The sequence below is a fragment of the Polynucleobacter arcticus genome (genome assembly GCF_013307205.1).
Taxonomy (GTDB): Bacteria; Pseudomonadota; Gammaproteobacteria; order Burkholderiales; family Burkholderiaceae; genus Polynucleobacter; species Polynucleobacter arcticus.
Genome location: NZ_CP028940.1, coordinates 332,336 through 351,776, shown reverse-complemented (window position 1 = coordinate 351,776; position 19,441 = coordinate 332,336). Strand labels below are relative to the sequence as shown.

Genomic DNA, 19,441 nt, shown 5'->3' with positions numbered 1-19,441 from the left:
CACCCGCCATTGTTGCGAAGCTGGAAAGAGAAATTCGGAAGATTTTGACTAACCCTGACTTCAAGGCGCGCTTAGCAACTCAAGGAATCCACCCTCAGTTTGCAAACTCTGAACAACTCGCTGCGCTTACTCTGACTGAGAAAGACAAATGGGCTAAGGCCGTTAAATCAGCAAATATTAAGATCGATTAATCAATACTGCATCCATCTCTATCCTCCTTCTAAAGAACCCATTCGATCCATGCTGATTTCTCCCCCCTTTGGCGGCGCCCGCGCCCCAGTCCTTGCCAAGAATGCCGTTGCTAGCTCACAGCCGTTGGCTACACAAGCCGGTATTGAAGCTTTGCAAAACGGTGGCAATGCGGTGGATGCCGCCCTAGCCACTGCGATTACTCTGACCGTCGTAGAGCCGACCATGAATGGCATTGGTGGCGATGGCTTTGCATTGATTTGGGATGGCAAAAAACTGCATGGTATGAATGCCTCTGGTCGTGCACCTGCAGTTTGGACGCCGGACTATTTTGCTGGCAAAGCGACGATGGATCTGATTGGCTGGAATACCGTAACGGTGCCCGGCGTGGTCTCAGGATGGATCGAGTTGTCTCGCAAATTTGGCAAGCTGCCATTTGCACAGCTTTTTAAACGGGCGATTGATTACGCAGAAAATGGATTTCCGGTCTCACCGGTAATTGCACGTCAATGGCGTGAAGCGATTCCTATTCTGAAGAATCAACCTGGTTTTAGTGAATCGTTTCTGATTGAGGGCAAGGCCCCTAATGCAGGTCAACTTTGGCGCTACCCTGCTCAAGCCAATACCTTGCGTGAGATCGCCAATACAGAAGGTGAATCTTTTTACACCGGTAAGTTAGCGCAGAGCATGGTCGACTTTGCTCAAAGCACGGGTGGCTGTTTTACGATGGCGGATTTTGCGGCCAATCAAACGGAATGGGTTGAGCCATTAGCCTTTGATTATGGTGATTACACCCTACATGAGATTCCCCCGAATGGCTCCGGTATCGCCGCGCAAATGGCGCTCGGCATTTTGCAAGCAGCCAATGTTAAGCAATATCCCGCTAACTCGGCGCAGCGCATTCATCTACAAGTAGAAGCCATGCGTATGGCTTTTGCTGATGCTTACGCTCACGTCTCTGATGCCAGCACGATGAAAGTGCCGACGAGTGCTCTATTGGATAGGGGCTATTTAGCTAGTCGCGCCGCACTGATTAACCATAATCAAGCAGGTAGTTATGGTGCTGGAGACCCACACGCTGGTGGTACCGTGTACCTTTGCGCCGCTGATGATTCCGGCATGATGATTTCTTATATTCAGTCGAACTTTAAGGGCTTTGGTTCTGGCGTGGTTGCTCCTGGTGGTATTGCCTTCCACAACCGCGGTATGAGTTTTAACTTAGAAGACGGTCACCCGAATCAAGTAGCTCCAGGTAAGCGCCCTTTCCACACCATCATTCCGGCCTTCCTAACTAAGGGTAATCAGCCTACTATGGCATTTGGTGTGATGGGCGGCAATATGCAACCACAAGGACATCTTCAGTTTGTGATGCGCTTTGTTGATGAGTATCTCAATCCACAAGCATGCTCCGACGCACCCCGCTGGAGAATTGATGACTTGGGCAAGCTCACTGTTGAAGCCTCTATGCCAGCGATGGTTGTCGAAGGCTTAAAAGCGATGGGGCATGAGATAACGATTATGCCGGCCAATAGCTTGGACTTTGGTAGTGCTCAAGCCATTGCATTATTAGGCGAAGAAACTAAGGATGCTTATATCGCTGGTAGCGATCATCGTCGCGATGGATTGGCAGCTGGCTTTTAAGGAAATTTAGCCAGGCAAGCAGTTCAGATAAAAACGTTTCACCTCTTGGTCACAACTCACATCCTTGGGCTGTATAGGGCGCTCAAGAGTAATGCCCTCGATAGAGGTGCAGCGACTCAAGGCGACATATACCTGCCCTGAAGCAAATGCCCCAGAGGAGAGGTCGACCTTGATCTTATCGAGTGTCTTGCCTTGACTCTTATGAATCGTGACAGCCCAAGCTAGCATTAAGGGTATCTGTACAAAAGTACCAATCACGTTTGGTGAGATTCTGCCCGACATCATGTCGTGATCGTAGCGATAAGATTCCCACTGATACCCTTTGACTTCAACGGTATTGGAGTAAGGACCGTTTTGTACCATCACCTTCACGCTATTAGGAAGCAACTCTCGGACTACGCCGATAGTGCCATTGACCCAGCGCTTCGGGAAATTGCTATCGGTTGCCGTAAACATCACCTTTGCGCCTACCTTCAAGGTAAGGTGGTTAGGCGATGGTAGGTTGCGGTCATCCACATTAAATTTACCCGTGCTATTACCAGTGTAAATCTTGGCATCCGTAGTTAATGCGCGCAACCCAGCGCCATTAATTTGATCGGCACGGGCATTGGTCGTAGTCAAAGTAATCGTTTGTTCATCGATCTCTTTTTTGGTTTCATAGCAGACGGCATTTAAAGTATCCAGCGCTTCGTCAATGTCTTGATTAATGCGGATCTGATTGAGTAAGCCGGCAAAGTGGGCATCCTTTTGGCGGAAGATTTTAGACAGCTCCACCATCGTGACATCTTTACGATGCAGCGCATTGGCGCAAAAGAAATAAGGACCTTCGTAACCACGCTCTGAGAGGACTTGCATGTCAGTATTGGAAACTACGGGAGGCAACTGAAACAAGTCCCCCACAAACATTACCTGAATGCCACCGAAGGGCTCGCTCTTCTGAGGTCCGTTAGCGCGCAGAAATAAATCAATCGCATCAATTACATCCACCCTCACCATCGAAATCTCATCAATGATGAGGAGGCGGATATCTTTATAAAGACGCTTATCTTTTAGAGGCTTGATATCCTCTTCTGGGAAGATCAAGCGCGGCGGCAAGCGAAAGAAGGAATGAATTGTGACACCCTTCACTTGTAGTGCAGCTACGCCAGTTGGCGCCACGACGACGACATTACCGTGAATATGCTCTCTGAGATAACCAATGAGGGTTGTCTTCCCCGTACCTGCTTTACCACTCACAAAAATATAAGGGTCATGACGCTCGATCGCGTCGATTACCTCCTGATATTCAGGGGTGATCTCAATGGCGGACGGGTCAACTACAGAATTGGTCATTCCCTATTGTTTCACGGCGTCGGCCACACACCGAAACCCGATGTACACCACACCAATATCAGCAGGCTTGGACTCGACATCAGATTCTTTTTGTCTATCAGGGCCATACCACCAAGATGCACCACGAGTAATGTAGCCGCCATTGCGCTCAGTAGCAGTCCATTCCCACACATTGCCACCCATATCTAGTAGGCCATTGACACCGGGCTTGGTAGTGCCCGTAGGGACATGACCAGTACCTCGGTTTAGTGCACCAACTGGTGCGACACCTTTGTAGTCACCACAACCACTTAAGCAATGAGAAACCGCTGGCGTACTACCACCAGGAAATGGATAACGCTCACCTTTAACGAAGCCTGCTGGTGGATTAGCACGTTGCTCTACAAATGCCGCAGAAATCCACTCAGCCTCCGTAGGCAAACGTTTGCCAAAATAACGACAGGCGGATGCGGCTTCAGATTGATTGAGATGCACTGCTGGCTCCGCATCTTTTGCAGGAACGCCGTAAGGGGTTTTCCAGGTCCATCCGGATTTCTTAACAAAACCAGATTCGTAATTGAGGCCGCCGCCGTTTTTCTCAGCCTGGCTTACAAAGCCGGTGGCAGTCGCAAACGTTTTCATATCAGCAATCGTCATCTCGGTTTGGTCCCAAGAGGTATTGCCTACCTTCACTACAGGGATGGTAGATACCGGAGCACTAGCGGCAGTTGAAGGTCTCAACATGAAATACAGTGCAACTACTGATAGAAGTAGGCCAAAAACAATGGAGAGAAAGTCAAATTTTTTCATATTACGGATACTTAAAAGGGAGGACTAAGGGAGAAAGAGCATTTTAATGACGAATGAACAATTCCGCTCTACATAGACCTGTTTTCTACCAGCTAATTTCGCTCGGTGTGCCGCTTGAAGGGCTTGGCTGAGATCAGTTCGCCTCCAGGACTGTATGTACACATGAGTATCTTTTGGGATCTGGCTTCTTGAAGTTCTGGTGGCTTAAAGCTTGTCCACAAGCAATCCTCTTCTATTGATGGGAAGCTAGTATCCGCTCGTCGCTTTTCGGTTCGGAACCTCCAAATATCTTGAAGCGCCCAGACCCATGCTGCGAAACATAGGCCAACACCATATAGGGCTACCGCATAAATAAATTCGAGCAACTGATTTAAGCTGCTGCCGCCCCATTCTTGATAGGCCAACTGAATACCAAAATACCAAGCGATAGAAGTGATCATAATCTTCCAGAGGTACAGCCAGATACCCCACCCTACCGCATCAATGAGCAAAGAGATGGCCCACTCAGTTTTAGAATCTTGACGTGCATGTGCAAATATTAAGGGGCGACCCCCTAATAAGGTCACCCGAATGTGTACCGGCATATTCTTCATTGCAAGCCCCTATCAGGACTATTCCATCGGCCACGCTTGCTGCCACTTCTTAATAGAGCACGTGGAAAAGCAACGACGGTAGTGGCCATACATAAGATCCAAAATGCAATTGGATACCAAATAGTGAAAAAATAATTGCGCCAAATTTGATAGTCATATCGAGAATCAATAAACATCGCTACAGCAATTTGAGTCATCGATGTCACTGCAACGAGCACACCCGTCCACTGCGGGGTAAGCGATTGGACATTAATAAAATCCGGTAGGGCAAAGAAAAAATGTAGGCAGTAAATAAGGATAGTTGCCAGCATCGCATAAGACCACAATAAACTTAAGATGTATTCAAAAAAGATGGGCCACATGCGGCGACTTTTCCAATCGAACCACATATCTGAAAACTTCAGAATGGCCTGCGCCCCTCCTGTTGCCCATCGAAGCCTTTGACTCCAAAGCCCCTTAATGGTTTCCGGCATCAGAATCCAGCAGGTGGCTGCTGGCTCAAACCGAACCTCCCAATGCCGAATTTGGAGTTTCCAGCTGATATCGATATCTTCCGTCAGAGTTTCGCTAGACCAAAAACCAACATCCTCTAAGGCGGATTTACGGAACATGACACAAACCCCAGATACGGTAAATAATCGCCCGTAGGTTCTTTGTGCGCGTTTAATTAATCCAATAATGGATGAAAATTCTCCAACCTGAATCTTTCCCAATACAGAAGAGCGAGTCCGAATACGTGGGTTACCCGTAACTGCACCTACCCGACTACTGGTAAGAAATTGACTCAGCATCCAGCGAGCAGCGTTATGGTCTAGTAGAGAATCCCCATCAATGCAAAGTAAAAATTCGGCATCGGTTAATAATGCAGCAGCCGTTAAAGAGACTGCTTTCCCTTGATTTTCAGCGTTGTGAATAACCCGCAAGTTACTGTGTTCACGTGCCAGTCGATTCAAAATTTCCCCGGTCAAATCCATGCTGCAATCATTTACTGCAATGACTTCAAAATTAGGGTAATTTTGATCCAAGAGATTGCGAAGAGTTTCTTCCGCACTAGGTGATTCATTATAAAAAGGGGCAATTAAGGCAATTCTAGGAAAAGAACTTAATGTAGGCAGCTGATTTGGATTGGAATTCTTGCGCTCATAGCGAAACCAGTAAAAAACGCCAGATGTTACCCACACCCAACTCATAAAGAGTGGATAAAGGAAACAAAAACTAAAAATAATGGAGGGTATTGTTTTTAGAGCATCCACAATTGGGCCTTAAATAGCAATCCGGTGAATTGAGCTCGAATTAAGCCAGGATGAAAATATAGAGGCAGGTTGATTTTTTTCTCTAAAAAATTGATTATCAGATTTTGATTAATTCTAGCAATAAAGATAGTATTCTGTACTTACATCAATAATGTGAATAATTAAGCCTTATTAAGCACTTATGGGGTACAAAAATCTTCATCTTAGCCTCTTCGTCGGCGCCCTACTCTTTGTAAACTCATTATCTGGGTATGCTTTGCCAGCTGAGGAGCAATACGAAAAGGCATTAGAACTCAATAAGTCAGCTCGATATATTGAATCAGCTGCAATACTGAAATCACTCATGATTTCCAACCCAGGCATTGAGCGCTATAAGTCGGATTACATAGCGGTGGCTAGCAGCGCAAAGCTTTGTGATGATGTCATCGCTGTCAGTAATAGTAACTATGCAGCAAAAGCGCCTAGCTACGTTCAGGATGCTATCTTTTCCTGCTACGCCAATACTCAAGAATTTTCCATTACAGATGCCTTCGTAAAGTCTATTCTCAAAATTCAGGGCAAGAATGAGGCTATCGAGTTAAGGATGACTGCTCTAGCTCGAGATAAAAAAGAATTGAACGCAGCGTTGTACTGGAGTGAGCGATTTTTAAAGGACTATCCCAAAAGCATCTCTGCCTGGGAGCTGAGGGCTGGAGCTCTCCAAGATGTAGGTGAGCGTTTTGCAGCACTCCAGATTTACGAGGATATTAATCAGATTAAGCCGCGTAATCCAGAAACGCAACAGCAGATCATTCAAGTATTGTTAGATATGGGCATCCCCCACCTCGCTCTCAATTTGATCAATAAGCAAGGCTGGAGTGCAAGCAATAATCAAAAATTACGGGCCGTCCATGACTCTGGAGCCGTTGATCTGCGTTGGGCTGCAGCAGACTCTGCAGTTGCACCAAATCGCTTTAATTCCACAGATGCTGGTCTGAAGACCTTAACAGAGGCACTGCAATACGCGAAGTCTATAGATGCGCCCAAGGATCAAGTAATCGCGATTCAATGTGACTTTATTGTTGCTTACAGCAGAAGAAAGCAATGGGACAAGGCGCTAGAAACGTATCAACAGTTGCTAAATGATGGGGTTACGGTGCCGAATTACGCTCAATCAGCTGCAGCAAGCAGTTACAGCGCCAAGCACGAGTTTGCCAAAGCAGAAGTGATTTTGCGACAACTCTACGCTCAGAACCCAAAAGATTTAGATGTTCTTGAGGCCCTGTATTTCAATATGGTGGATCAAGATCAATTTTCTAATGCAAAACCTTTTTTAGATCAATTAACTGCGCAACTAAGGGCACGTCCTAAATATTTACCCAAGCGTGACTTTGATTACACCAGCGCAATCATTGAGGCAGTGAGCTTCGAGGCATATCAAGAGAGATATCAAGCAGCAAATCAAAAGCTTGCACCCCTACTCAGCAGCATCCCATCGAATGCAGACATGCTCAAAACGGCTGGCAGCCTGAAGGAATCAGAGGGAATGCACCGGGCCGCTGCAGACTACTACGAGATAGCCGCCAAGCAAGATCCCCAAGATGTAGAGGCTAGAATTGGCTATGCCAATTCTCGAATGAGCCAAGGCGATATTTCTACCTTCATTTCTACCGTGAATGAATTAAAGCCTGGCTATGCTGATATCACCGCCGTCAAAAATGCTGCTGAAAGGCTAGATATCTACCAAGAGGGTTACGTTACTGGTAATTTTGTTTTGGGTAATGGTGACTACGGAAGCCAAAAGAACAATAACCGCACCAGCGATTTGAGAGTCTATAGCGCTCCTATTAACGAAAATTTCAGGGGCTTTGCCAGGTATCGCGATTTAAACAGTGGACCAGCAATACCGGTAACTGATCAAGGGGTTGGTGGTGGGGTCAAATATACAGGCATCAATCAAGAAGCCGAGGTAGAGGTAGGTAGCGCCGGGTATGCTCGCATTGAAGGTACGCAGACCTTAAATGACAATTGGGCAGTTGGCGCATCGTATGAGAGAAATGCGTTTTACCTCTTTCCAGGCTCTTTGTATGCCACTTACGGCGGCAATGTTGGGGGGCTCGATCTTAAATGGAAAGATGGTGACACCAGAAATGCAGCCGTCGGATATCGTTACTGGGTATTACCAAGCAACAACCGTCAACAAATATTTGGCACAGCCAGTCAGCGTCTTTTTACTCAGTACAACTATAAGATTGATGTTTCTGCTTGGATTGGGAATCAACAAAACAGCAATTCCAATGTGAGCTACTTCTCGCCAGTCAATCAAACCGAGTATTCAAGCACCCTCAATTTTAGACTCTTGCAATGGCGCGATATCGCAACTAAGAAATATGATTTCTGGCATCGCTTCTATGGATCCTATGGCGTCGTTACGCAAGCTAACTACAGCACTCTGCCCATGAATAACTATGGCTACGGTCAGGATTTCAATGTTGGGGATAAAAGAACGCTGAGCTGGGGCGTTGGCAAAACCAGTTTCCCTTTTAATGGCGCAAAATCAAGCTATATCACCGGCTACCTTAACTTTGAATCGCGCTTCTAAATGAAAACATTCAAATACCTTCTTTGCATACTCGCTCTCATGAGCAATCTTGCTTGGGGTCAATCCAACTTCAAGGTACTAAGCTTTCATGACATTGTTCCTGAAAAGAATGCCGCTTCTGAACTCGATGATGTCACCACAGACAACCTGATTAACTATTTTTCTTGGCTGAAGGCAAATGATTACAAGGTCATTTCCATTCAGGATGTGCTAAATGCTAAGAAAACAGGCGCTCCCCTGCCTGAGAAATCCATTGTCCTGACCTTTGATGATGGATATAAGAGTTTTTACACTTACGTCTTGCCCCTTCTCAGGGCTTTTCAATACCCAGCTACCCTTGCGATTGTTGGCTCTTGGCTTGAGGTGCCGGAAAACGGCACCGTTCTGTATGCCGACAAACTGGTGCCTCGATCAAAATTCCTGTCCCTTAAAGAGCTACAAGAGATCTCCCGCAGTGGTTTAGTAGAAATAGCCTCTCATACCTATGATTTACATCATGGCGTGTTAGCGAATGCTGAAGGTAATACGATGCCCGCCCTCATTACATTCGAATACAACAAGACCACGCAACAATATGAAACTGAAGCGCAATACTTAAACCGAATTAAATCTGACTTAATAAAAAATAATGCTTGGATAAAAAAACAGACCGGTTCTGCACCAAGAATTATTGTTTGGCCCTACGGTAGGTATAACCAGGTAGCGCAAACCATGGCCAAAGATCTGGGCATGGAGGTGGCCATTACATTGGATGATGGTGAAAACCTTGATCTACAACCAGTGGATAGCATACGGCGAATTTACTTAATCAACAATCCGGAGATTGATGATTTTGTTGCTAACTTAAGAGACTTTCCACCATCACTAGAACGTGTGATGCATGTGGATCTGGATTATGTTTATGACCAAGATCCTATTCAACAAGAAAAAAATCTAGGGACTTTGATTGAACGTGTTCTGGCTTCTGGGGTCAATACCGTTTACCTCCAAGCCTTTTCGGATGATGATGCAAGCGGGGTTGCCAAGAGTCTGTACTTTAAAAATGGCTTTATGCCAGTGAAGGCTGATCTATTCGGCAGAGTCAGTTGGCAACTCAAAACTCGAGCTGGCGTGAAAGTGTTTGCTTGGATGCCACTTTTGGCCTTTGATCCGGGTCCCGAGAAGTTGCGGGAGCTAGATGTAGTGACGTCGGTTGATGGCAGCAAAGGGATTGGCTATTTCAGGCTAAGTCCCTTCTCAGAGCGTTCACGGAAGTTCATTCAGGGCATCTATACCGATCTCGGCCGCTATGCTAACTTTGAAGGCATTCTGATCCACGATGATGCAACGCTCTCAGACAAAGAAGATGCAAGTCCTGCTGCATTAGAGTACTACGCAAAAAACTGGGGATTGCCTCCCAATATTGAGGCAATTACTCAAAATCCAGAATTCAATGAAAGATGGTACAAAGGAAAAACTCAAGCCCTTACCCAGTTCTCTCTGGACATGAGAGATGCAGCTCAAAACTATCGCAAACCGATTAGTCTTGCCCGAAACTACTATGCCGAGGTAGCGCTCAATCCAAACTCTGAAGAATGGTTTGCGCAATCGATACCGAATGGCCTAGAGCACTTCAATTGGGTAGCGTTAATGGCAATGCCGTATATGGAAAATGCGAGCAATCCAATGCAATGGATCAGCAACTTGGTTGATAAGACTCAGATCTTTCCAAAAGCCAGTAAAAAACTACTTTATGAATTTCAGGCAAAGGACTGGAGAACGAATAAATCTATTCCTACAAAAGAATTAGCCAGCTGGATGCGCTCAATGCGTGTGCGGGGAATTTTCAATTTTGGATACTATCCAGATGATCAGTTTACAAATCATCCCAATATAGAAATATTGAAACGAGAACTGTCTACAAAAGCAACGCTTCAATAAATGGCGTTCCTTACATAGGAAGTGTAGTTCTGCCAATCCAGAACATTGGGCGCATAGATAGCAGCAGAATCTACCCGTAGTGCTAGAAAAACAAGTCCTAAGAAAAAAGGCTCCGGATGTGAACTGACCCCCTTGAGTTGGATTTAGCGTCCAACTTTTGTGGGTAAGTTCAGATGGGAGCCTTTTTAATATCTTGTGGGGCGAACGACGGGGCTCGAACCCGCCACAACCAGAATCACAATCTGAGGGCTTATATCAAGAGATATATGGCTAACAAGGTGGTTCATGGTTACTTTTTCAATTTATCAACCCAATAAAATCAGGGGTTGCAGACCTTGGTAACCATGAAAAGATAAATTCTCTTGAGCAAGCTGAAGGAGTCTATTTTAAGATTTCAACAGCGACCAACAACTGCCATCGACCAGGGCTCGGGATATTTAACCCCACCTCCAAACTACTTCCAACTTAGGTTTAACTTCTTATGAGATGCCGCACAATCACGCAAATAGAGATTAATGAGGCTTTGATAAGGAATGCCCACTTCTTCTGACACGGACTTAAAGTAGCTAACAGAATCTTCGTCTAAACGAATCGTAATAGGCTTCTTGAGCATAGAAGCATATGGATTTTTACGAGCTTTTGAGAAATCATATTCTTTACGCATGTTCATCACCTTTAATAAGCTTTTGACTCTTTAGGCGTCGCCTTACGAGCCGAAATAATACGAATGGCATTACCTTCACTTCGATAACAATGGCAAACCAAAATTGTCCTAAGAGCGTGGCTTACGCCTAGCAAAATAAATCTGTCTTCATCCTCCGAATGATCGGGATCGGAAATTAATTTGGCACCCTCATCAGAAAACACAGATTTTGCTTCTTCAAACGAAACGCCGTGCTTTTTCAGGTTAGCCGAGGCTTTTCGGGGCTCCCATTCAAATTTCAATGAAGTCATATGTACATTGTACATATAAATATAAGAACAAGCAACTGGGTTGAATAATTCACAATAAAATAATCTTATCCACAAAAAGCAAAAGCAAATACTCTGCATAAGTAGGGTATTACTGAATTTGGTAACTTGAGGCCGATTGACGCCAACCAGTCTTTTAATATTCCGACTTGCATCAACCTGATTAGATGCGAAACATAAGTATCGCTATCTGGTTGTCGCGCAAGAAAATATGATCCTGAGCGCTTGAAATGAGGCTTATCTGAACTTAAATGAGAAAAGTAACCAAGTGGTTACTTTTTTGGAACCCCTTTAAGGCCTCTAAAAACCTTAAGAGCCATATAGGATGTGGGGCGAACGACGGGGCTCGAACCCGCGACAACCAGAATCACAATCTGGGACTCTACCAACTGAGCTACGTCCGCCACTGAAGACTTAGATTATAGCTTTTGGACCAAAACCCTGTCAAAAAAGCCATAGATCAAGGGTTTAAGCATCATCAAACTCAAAAGCAGCCCAATCACCTAGGGTGAGACTGGCGTCTAAGAAGAAGTCGACAATGGCGGCCTTGCTCTGCACCTTAGCTAGCGCATGGTGGTCTGAAAGGCGCTGGCGCCAGTAACGGGAGCCTGCCCTGCCATGGGCTAAGCCTAGAATATGACGAGTAAATGCACCAATATAAAAAGGCTTGTCTTTGGAGCGACATTCCTCATACCAAGCCTGCACTTGTTTCACTAAGGCAATCTGAATACGATGCCATTCAGTCTCACTAAAGAGATAGCCAGCAGCTTCTCCATTTGAATGCATTAAGTCATCCCAGCCCAACAGCATCGCTGGAAAATGATAAGCCGCCCTTCCCACCATAAAGCCATCAAAGTCATCCCAATGGCCAGCGATTTGCTCGTTGGTTTCTAAACCACCATTGAGCAGAACTTTGAGGTGAGGAAATTGTTTTTGGGCATCAAGGCGAAGCTTTGCAGCCACTTCATAACGCAGTGGCGGCTTAGTGCGATTCTCTTTAGGGGATAAACCCTTCAGTACCGCATTACGCGCATGAATGGTGACCTGGCTAGCGCCCGCATCCGCCACAGCCAATATAAAGTTCAGTGCAAATTGATAGTCTTTTTCAGAGTTTGCAGCATCCATGGTGTCTAAGCCCAGGCGATGCTTTACAGAGATAGGGATATCCACTGTGCTCTTCATGGCTTTAACGCAATCCGCCACTAATACGGGCTCAGCCATCAGGCAGGCACCAAAGGCTCCCCGCTGGACACGCTCAGATGGGCATCCGCAATTAAGGTCAATTTCATCATAGCCCCACTGCTGAGCCAACACTGCAGCTTTAGCCAAATCAGTCGGCTCCGAGCCACCCAGCTGCAATACGACGGGATGTTGATCTTGAGAAAAATCTAAGTGGCGTGGCACATCCCCATGAATGAGCGCACCTGTAGTCACCATCTCGGTATACAGAACAGCATTTTTAGTGAGATTGCGATGAAAAGACCGGCAGTGACGGTCGGTCCATTCCATCATTGGAGCAACGGCCAGTCTTTTATGATCTTTATTTTCCACAGACGCTTTTTTATCAATAAGGTATTACTGATTATTTTAGTTTGTTTTAGCTCAGAGCCAAATATCACCTGCGCCCTAGCGAGATTCGGGAAAGTAATTACTTGAAGAACGTGAACTACAGAAAATTAAGTGGCAATAGACGTCTCAACAGCTCTAAAAATATTTATCGTAATTTGCCCTAAATTTACCCTAAATTGATCTCACTTTTAAATGATTGAAGCAAGCAATTTAGACTCAAAGCGGGCCCTGGCTCAATAGTTACGCATCATGATGAAGTTGAGCAATTTCGTTGAAATGACTTTCCTCCAATACAAAAGCATCGACGATGAGGGGATCAAACTGCAAGGCCCTTAGAGAAAGAATTTCCGAGATTCCCTCCTCATAGGTCCATTTCGGCTTATAAACCCGCTTGCTCACCAGTGCATCGTATACATCGGCAATAGCCATAATTCTGCCGGCTAAAGGGATATCTTCACCCTTTAAGCCCCGAGGATATCCCGTGCCATCCCAGCGCTCATGATGGCTACCGGCAATCTTATGCGCCATATTGATAATAGGATTTGCCTTGTCAGATTGAAGATGCGCAGCGGATAGGATATTTTCACCAATTGTGGTGTGCGTTTTCATGATTGTCCACTCATCATCCGTCAGCTTCCCAGGTTTTTGCAAAATAGCATCCGGTATACCTACCTTACCAATATCGTGCAAAGGCGCCGCATTAAACATCAATTCAATAGTTTGCCCATTAATTTGATCTAGGTAATGCCCCATCTCCAATAGTCGGGTTGCAATAGCCCTTACATAATGTTGCGTTCTAATCACATGATTGCCGGTTTCGTTATCACGTGCTAAGGCAAGCGCATTTAAGCTAGATAGCATCTGATGAACCGTTTGATGCGTTTCTTTAATGCTTGCATTTAACTCGGCAGCCCTTTTGTCTTTCTCTAAATTGGCAATAACTAACTCGTCAACCCGTTTAGTCTTTTCCTCATTGGCTACCGCTAACTCAGCCGCACGCTTCGCCTTTTCTTCGCCCTGATAAAGTAATTCATCATTAGCTACGACAAGTTGATGGACTCGTTTAGCCTTCTCATCAGCAGCAATAACAAGTTCAGCTGCTCGTTTAGCCTTCTGTTCATTTTGATGCACTAACTCCTCATTGGCTACAACAAGTTCAGCTGCCCGCTTCGCTTTTTCTTCGTTCTGATAAAGTAATTCATCATTAGCCACAACAAGTTCATGTAGTCGTTTAGCCTTTTCATCATTAGCAATCACCAGTTCAGCTGCTCGCTTTGCCTTTTCTTCATTTTGAAAAACCAGCTCTTTTACTCTTTTTTCTTTTTCTTCATTTTGGTAGGCCAACTCTTCATTGGCAATCACCAGTTCAGCTGCACGCCTCGCTTTTTCTGTATTTTGAAAAGCGAGCTCTTTATTCACATCCAACAGCGCCTGTGCCTCGTTCTTCTGTAACGTAATATCTCGAACAATTCTCAAAACCCCAATGAGATTGCTGTTTAGATCATAGATAGGGGAAGTTATTAATGACACAGTAATGTGATGACCCCCTTTGCAGACTCGCTCAGTTTCAAGGCGACCGACAGATTCGCCTTTGAGGATCCTATTTAAAATGGCACTCTCCTCGGTTAAACGATTAGAGGGGAGTAAGAATGTAGTTGACTTACCAATTGACTCTTGGGCTGTATACCCAAATATTTTTTCAGCACTCTGATTCCAGCTAGTAATTACGCCATGAACATCTTCGCCAATAATGCCATCTTCTGAGGCATTTACTAAGGCGGCCATCCTTGCTATAGCCTCCTGCCCAAGAGTTTCTTCAAAAGTATTCTTGAGTGAGGAAGATGGGGAGGATGGCAATGGCATAGTTATCAGAATATCGAGGAATTTAGTTAATGATTAAAGAAAAGAAAAAACTTTATCTGCTAGGATACGATTCAACTTTACAACCCCAAAACGAAGTAATAAGTTCAGTAACCCACATAGCATCTTTAAATCTAGGATCCGAGTTCTGACTAATGAGATTAATTAAAAGACTCCCGTTCCAAAGCAGTCTTTTAAAAAATACATTCAGCATAAAAAAACAAACTAAGTAAAACTATAAAAAAACCTGTTTAGTAACTTGATGGCTTACGGTTGATTAATATGGAATATGGATACCTGATTAGCTTTCTGCAAACTCAATTCGATTCCGACCAGCCTCCTTAGCGCGATACATAGCATGATCTGCTCTTGCTAGCACCTTATCTCCAGAATCAATCTCGGCATTAAAGAGGACAACTCCAATGCTGGCAGTGCATTGGCATTCCACTTCTTGTATATGACCGCCCTCGTCTTGCAGCTTTAAAATTGATGGTTTTGCTAAAGACAAGCGAATTTCCTCAGCAATGAGCAGAATGCTGGACTTCGCTAATTCAATATTTTTATTAAGGTCAGTAACCAAGACAACAAATTCATCGCCGCCTAAACGAGCTACTGTATCGCCTAGTCTGACGCAGGCAGTCAAGCGTTTCCCTACCTCAATTAAAAGTAAATCACCTGCATGATGCCCATAAGTATCATTAAGTACCTTGAAGTTATCCAAGTCAATAAAAAGCAATGCACCATTGCACCCACTTCGGCGATTCGCAGCGAAGGCTTGATTTAAGTGGTCGGTCAATAAGGAGCGAGTGGCTAATTTCGTGAGCGAATCATGTAGAGATGTATGTAGAATCTGCTCTGTTTGTTGTTCGCGCTTGTTGATCTCAATCTCCAGCCGCTTATTTACCTCACTTAACTCGGCAGCCAGTTTTATCTTCTCTTTATTTTCAATTGCTAACTGTTTATTGAGTTCAGTGAGATCGTCAGCTAATTTTTTAGTTGCCAACACCGATTTAGCGGCCTTTTCAGCCTGTTCTGCAACCTGCAGGGCTATATCCCTATTGGCGAGAGCAAGCTTACTTAAGGTCAAATTGAGAGCAACAAGATCATCAACGGGATTTATCATGCTTTCGCTCATATAGCCTGCATTTTCATAACGGCAATCATCATCAGATTAAAAGAAATCATTACGCAGAAGATCAGAGTCGACCCATCGCATTAAAAGCTTCTAGGTCTCGGTCAGACATCCCACTAACGACATCAGAAAATTGAGGGAAGGTGGTTGCAAATTCTTGTACATCGAATAGTTTCATTGACCACTTTGGAAAGCGGCGCTCCTGAATTTCTGAAATTCCAAGTAACTCAATATTGGAATGTCTTTTGTCTTTTTGGATTCTGCTCCATACCTGCTCAACATTCCCTCTTTTACCCTCAAGAATTTGTCCAAAGTATCCCTTATCAAAGGAGAGGATGCCAGTAATACCAAGTCGTGTATTGGTAGCAACCGCCGTATGAAGAATTCTGGTCAACCCCAAAATACCCATGTCATAGACCGACTTACTCTGGTACCTAAGCTCTACTAAATCAGATGTTTTCATGATCAATTGCCGCATATTGAATTAAAGGATTATTCAAATAATTACATACCGAAAATGAGCTGTATGTTCGGTAACAAACATAGATATATACTTATGATATATGTATTGATTGTATATATTAATAGTAAATTGCGCACTGGCAGAAAACCTGAAGTGGAGCAATCATTTGCTTAACTCAATCCCAGATTTTGAATGAGTGAAGCTTCAGCCCCATATAGAGACTATTGATTGGGATAATTAGTTAGATGTTTTTGCTAATACGACATTTCAGCTCAAATATATGAGGATTCGAGCCAAGAGAACTGATAAGCTGCTCTTTACTTTCTCACCACAGGAGAAATAGCTGAATTGGCTGAGTTAGTTGAGTTGGCCTTTAGACAGCTTATAGAGCCCAAAGCATTGCCCTCATAGACCCATTTAGAATCCACCTGTTTTCTAGAGGCTGTGTCAGGCATTAGGACATAGCAGACTACGTCATCAGAGGCATCGTATAGCTTATAGATACCCGCCCCGGGTTGACCAGCCTCGAATGTTCCGACATAACGCATTTGTGCTTTTTGTGAAGTTTGGGGGCTGCTTTGTGCGAATACACTGCTTGATAAAAGCCATAGAAAGCCAATCAGCAAATGAAGAAATGTCCGTCTCATTAGAAGCTAAACCCTACACCAGCAGAAGTAACAACACCTCCATACGTCGTTGTACCAGCTGAAATTTTGACTACTGTTGACTTTGCTACTCGAGCCTGCGCTCCCACTGAAATAGCGCTTGCGCTGATATAGTTACCTAACCCAACTCCAATACTAAAGTCTTTGCCAGCCTCAATAGCTGGTATACCTGCAATGGCACTAACGCCTGCGATTCCCCGCTGTGCAGCTAAATTATTTTGATTGACTTGATTTTGCAGATTATTAACCTGATTCTGGATGCCGGTAACTTGAGCCTGGCTGACAGATGAACCCATCGTAGCAATTAATGAATTGACCTGAGATAAATTAACAGCATCTGTACCAGCTGTTGCAGAGGCAACATTTTGGAGACGATTATTATTGAAATTAACAGTGGATGTCCCTGCTGCACCGCCAACAGTAATTCCTTTATTGGCAACTAATGTTCCATCTACTTGAACATTTACCGGGGTTGAACCAACTACTCCACCACTACTAATTACTGTGCCACCCAGATGAATATCAGGTCCACCAGGTGCTAGACCATCAGTGGTAATGCGATCATTTACACCAGTAGCTGAACCTACTGCACCAGACACCATCTGAATTGCATTTTGCCCAATAGAAACTACGTTGTCATTGTTAACAATCTTTCCGACGACAGTAAGGTTTCCACCGACTGTCGCATTATTGGTAATCGTTGCACTTCTTAGGGTTGCAAGGCCTGTAGTATTTAATGTGGTCGTTGCAACATTGCCGGTATTTGTCAGGCCAATTGTGGTAGCTGATCCAGCAACCGTAAGGCTACCTCCTACACTAGCATTATTAGCAATTGCAGCGCTTCTTAAGGTTGCAAGGCCTGAAGTTTCTAATGTAGTCGTTTCAACATTGCCAGTATTAGTCAGACCATTAGTAGTGGCCGCTCCGGTTACGGCTAGCGTCCCGCCGACCGTTGCATTATTGGTAATAGTTGCACTGTTTAATGTTGCTTGACCTGTGGTGCTCAAAGTTGTACTACCTACGTTGCCTGTGTTAGTGAGGCTATTAGTGGTAGCTACTCCGGTTACGGCTAGCGTTCCACCGACCGTTGCGTTATTGGTGATAGTGGCACTATTTAATGTTGCTTGACCTGTAGTATTTAATGTAGTCGTTGAAACGTTACCAGCATTCGTCAGGCCGTTAGTGGTGGCTACTCCGGTTACAGCTAGCGTTCCACCGACCGTTGCGTTATTGGTGATAGTGGCACTGTTAAGGGTTGCAAGACCTGCAGTACTCAATGTAGTCGTTGCAACATTGCCAGTATTAGTAAGGCCATTAGTGGTAGCTACTCCGGTTACAGCTAGTGTTCCACCGACCGTTGCATTATTGGTGATCGCAGCACTATTTAATGTTGCTTGACCTGTAGTACTCAATGTAGTCGTTGAAACGTTACCAGCATTCGTCAGGCCGTTAGTGGTGGCTACTCCGGTTACGGCTAGTGTTCCGCCAACCGTTGCATTATTCGTAATTGCTGCGCTTCTTAAGGTTGCTAGGCCTGTAGTGCTTAAAGTTGTACTGCCTATGTTGCCTGTGTTAGTGAGGCCATTAGTGGCAGCTACTCCGGTTACGGCTAGCGTCCCGCCGACCGTTGCGTTATTAGTGATAGTGGCACTATTTAATGTTGCTTGACCTGTAGTATTTAATGTAGTCGTTGCAACATTGCCAGTATTAGTCAGTCCATTAGTAGTGGTCGTTCCGGTTACGGATAATGCTCCACCGACCACAGTATTCAAGCCATCTGTGCCGAGCAATATAGTATTACTTTCACTCGACCTAACGTTAGTGCCAATTGCGACAGAATTATCTCCGGTTGCACTTGCCCCAGCACCAATCGCAATAGACCCGGTTGTCTTTCCCTCCGCATCACCAGCTACTGAATTCACGCCCAAGGCAATAGAGTTCAATGTAATAGCGTTGGCTTGAACACCAATCGCAATCGCTCCCCCAGATACCTCCTCAATCCTTCTAATCACCGCTCCGGAAGTTGCATTCGCTCCCAGTGCTATCGCATTGTTAGTACTTGCATTCGAAGAGAATCCGACTGCAATTGCGCCTAAACCTTCGCTGGAATCCAACCCAGCCGTAGAGCTATCTCCAAGTGCAATAGAGTTTGTACTCAGAGCACTAGAGTTCTGACCAGTTGCCGTCGCAGATTCACCACTGGCATTTGATTTGACCCCTGTTGCAGTTGAATTGATTCCGGTAGCCGATGCACCATCACCAGTTTCAGTAGATCCAGGAGCCGATCCCGGCTGACTTTGAGAATAGGACAAAGTTGATACTCCCAACGTCATGAGACAAAAAAGTGTGGGGATGATCCATAACTTTTGTAATCCCAAGATATATTTCATAATCAGCTGAGAAACAATAAAGTGCTACTCATCACTAGATTGGGATTGGCGAGGTTTTTCATGACAACAAGTTTGTCAGCCCATTTAACCTG

Annotated in this window: 15 protein-coding genes, 1 tRNA gene and 1 pseudogene; 4 read left to right on the top strand and 13 right to left on the bottom strand. The window is 44.8% G+C overall.

Features of this window, described 5'->3' with window-relative positions; all coding sequences use genetic code 11:
- A pseudogene (locus tag DN92_RS01940) lies at window positions 1-191 on the top strand (tripartite tricarboxylate transporter substrate-binding protein); the annotation flags it as partial.
- Window positions 192-240: 49 nt separating this feature from the next.
- Window positions 241-1,830 (top strand): gamma-glutamyltransferase family protein, encoded by a 1,590-nt coding sequence (locus DN92_RS01935; RefSeq protein WP_173959663.1) that lies wholly within the window; start codon window positions 241-243, stop codon window positions 1,828-1,830.
- Window positions 1,831-1,836: 6 nt separating this feature from the next.
- Here the strand turns inward: DN92_RS01935 and DN92_RS01930 are convergent, their stop codons facing one another.
- From DN92_RS01930 to pgaC, 4 genes are all read right to left on the bottom strand, one after another.
- Window positions 1,837-3,162: an ATP-dependent DNA helicase gene (locus DN92_RS01930; protein WP_173959662.1), complete on the bottom strand. Its 1,326-nt coding sequence runs from the start codon at window positions 3,160-3,162 to the stop codon at window positions 1,837-1,839.
- Window positions 3,163-3,165: 3 nt separating this feature from the next.
- Window positions 3,166-3,951, bottom strand: a complete 786-nt coding sequence (locus tag DN92_RS01925) for a formylglycine-generating enzyme family protein (protein ID WP_173959661.1) — start codon at window positions 3,949-3,951, stop codon at window positions 3,166-3,168.
- 92 nt (window positions 3,952-4,043) lie between these two features.
- Window positions 4,044-4,544 carry a poly-beta-1,6-N-acetyl-D-glucosamine biosynthesis protein PgaD gene (gene pgaD, locus DN92_RS01920; protein ID WP_173959660.1) on the bottom strand — a complete coding sequence of 167 codons (501 nt, stop codon included), beginning with the start codon at window positions 4,542-4,544 and terminating at the stop codon, window positions 4,044-4,046.
- Window positions 4,541-5,734, bottom strand: a complete 1,194-nt coding sequence (pgaC, locus tag DN92_RS01915; protein ID WP_173959659.1) for a poly-beta-1,6-N-acetyl-D-glucosamine synthase — start codon at window positions 5,732-5,734, stop codon at window positions 4,541-4,543. Before pgaC ends, pgaD begins: the two co-directional genes overlap by 4 nt.
- Window positions 5,735-5,978: 244 nt before the next feature.
- On the opposite strand from pgaC, the gene DN92_RS01910 reads away from it, so the two are divergent.
- Both DN92_RS01910 and pgaB read left to right on the top strand, forming a co-directional pair.
- A complete protein-coding gene (locus DN92_RS01910; RefSeq protein WP_173959658.1) occupies window positions 5,979-8,378 on the top strand; it encodes a PgaA family protein in 2,400 nt (799 codons plus the stop codon).
- A 39-nt stretch (window positions 8,379-8,417) separates the two neighbouring features.
- Window positions 8,418-10,298 carry a poly-beta-1,6-N-acetyl-D-glucosamine N-deacetylase PgaB gene (gene pgaB, locus DN92_RS01905; RefSeq protein ID WP_173959657.1) on the top strand — a complete coding sequence of 627 codons (1,881 nt, stop codon included), beginning with the start codon at window positions 8,418-8,420 and terminating at the stop codon, window positions 10,296-10,298.
- Between the two features lie 454 nt (window positions 10,299-10,752).
- On the opposite strand, the gene DN92_RS01900 is transcribed toward pgaB, so the two are convergent.
- The 9 genes from DN92_RS01900 to DN92_RS01860 all read right to left on the bottom strand — a co-directional run bounded on the left by DN92_RS01900 (window position 10,753) and on the right by DN92_RS01860 (window position 19,271).
- Entirely contained in the window at window positions 10,753-10,962 is a 210-nt protein-coding gene (locus DN92_RS01900) for a BrnA antitoxin family protein (protein ID WP_068949841.1), read from the bottom strand.
- Window positions 10,963-10,973: 11 nt separating this feature from the next.
- On the bottom strand, window positions 10,974-11,252 hold the full coding sequence (locus DN92_RS01895; RefSeq protein ID WP_173959656.1) for a BrnT family toxin: 279 nt from the start codon (window positions 11,250-11,252) through the stop codon (window positions 10,974-10,976).
- A 346-nt stretch (window positions 11,253-11,598) separates the two neighbouring features.
- Window positions 11,599-11,674 (bottom strand) — tRNA-His (locus tag DN92_RS01890).
- A gap of 64 nt (window positions 11,675-11,738) precedes the next feature.
- Complete coding sequence (gene dusA / locus DN92_RS01885) at window positions 11,739-12,821, bottom strand: tRNA dihydrouridine(20/20a) synthase DusA (protein ID WP_254598318.1); 1,083 nt, start codon at window positions 12,819-12,821, stop codon at window positions 11,739-11,741.
- A gap of 258 nt (window positions 12,822-13,079) precedes the next feature.
- Window positions 13,080-14,702 (bottom strand): HD domain-containing phosphohydrolase, encoded by a 1,623-nt coding sequence (locus tag DN92_RS01880; RefSeq protein ID WP_173959655.1) that lies wholly within the window; start codon window positions 14,700-14,702, stop codon window positions 13,080-13,082.
- Window positions 14,703-15,000: 298 nt separating this feature from the next.
- Window positions 15,001-15,834 (bottom strand): GGDEF domain-containing protein, encoded by an 834-nt coding sequence (locus DN92_RS01875; RefSeq protein ID WP_173959654.1) that lies wholly within the window; start codon window positions 15,832-15,834, stop codon window positions 15,001-15,003.
- A gap of 61 nt (window positions 15,835-15,895) precedes the next feature.
- A complete protein-coding gene (locus DN92_RS01870; protein ID WP_173959653.1) occupies window positions 15,896-16,294 on the bottom strand; it encodes a BLUF domain-containing protein in 399 nt (132 codons plus the stop codon).
- 317 nt (window positions 16,295-16,611) lie between these two features.
- The gene (locus DN92_RS01865) at window positions 16,612-16,941 is read right to left on the bottom strand and encodes a DUF2059 domain-containing protein (RefSeq protein WP_173959652.1); all 330 of its coding nucleotides are present in this window, start codon (window positions 16,939-16,941) and stop codon (window positions 16,612-16,614) included.
- Window positions 16,941-19,271: a beta strand repeat-containing protein gene (locus DN92_RS01860; protein WP_173959651.1), complete on the bottom strand. Its 2,331-nt coding sequence runs from the start codon at window positions 19,269-19,271 to the stop codon at window positions 16,941-16,943. The genes DN92_RS01865 and DN92_RS01860 overlap by 1 nt, the downstream gene beginning before the upstream one ends.
- Window positions 19,272-19,441: the final 170 nt, after the last annotated feature.

Bases quoted from the DNA above. Each gene is read 5' to 3' on its own strand.
- DN92_RS01925 (WP_173959661.1), bottom strand. From the start codon at position 3,951: ATGAAAAAATTTGACTTTCTCTCCATTGTTTTTGGCCTACTTCTATCA.
- DN92_RS01895 (WP_173959656.1), bottom strand. From the start codon at position 11,252: ATGACTTCATTGAAATTTGAATGGGAGCCCCGAAAAGCCTCGGCTAAC.
- pgaB (WP_173959657.1), top strand. From the start codon at position 8,418: ATGAGCAATCTTGCTTGGGGTCAATCCAACTTCAAGGTACTAAGCTTT.
- pgaD (WP_173959660.1), bottom strand. From the start codon at position 4,544: ATGAAGAATATGCCGGTACACATTCGGGTGACCTTATTAGGGGGTCGC.
- pgaC (WP_173959659.1), bottom strand. From the start codon at position 5,734: ATGAGTTGGGTGTGGGTAACATCTGGCGTTTTTTACTGGTTTCGCTAT.
- DN92_RS01870 (WP_173959653.1), bottom strand. From the start codon at position 16,294: ATGAAAACATCTGATTTAGTAGAGCTTAGGTACCAGAGTAAGTCGGTC.
- DN92_RS01900 (WP_068949841.1), bottom strand. From the start codon at position 10,962: ATGCGTAAAGAATATGATTTCTCAAAAGCTCGTAAAAATCCATATGCT.
- DN92_RS01875 (WP_173959654.1), bottom strand. From the start codon at position 15,834: ATGAGCGAAAGCATGATAAATCCCGTTGATGATCTTGTTGCTCTCAAT.
- DN92_RS01865 (WP_173959652.1), bottom strand. From the start codon at position 16,941: ATGAGACGGACATTTCTTCATTTGCTGATTGGCTTTCTATGGCTTTTA.
- DN92_RS01930 (WP_173959662.1), bottom strand. From the start codon at position 3,162: ATGACCAATTCTGTAGTTGACCCGTCCGCCATTGAGATCACCCCTGAA.
- DN92_RS01910 (WP_173959658.1), top strand. From the start codon at position 5,979: ATGGGGTACAAAAATCTTCATCTTAGCCTCTTCGTCGGCGCCCTACTC.
- DN92_RS01880 (WP_173959655.1), bottom strand. From the start codon at position 14,702: ATGCCATTGCCATCCTCCCCATCTTCCTCACTCAAGAATACTTTTGAA.
- DN92_RS01935 (WP_173959663.1), top strand. From the start codon at position 241: ATGCTGATTTCTCCCCCCTTTGGCGGCGCCCGCGCCCCAGTCCTTGCC.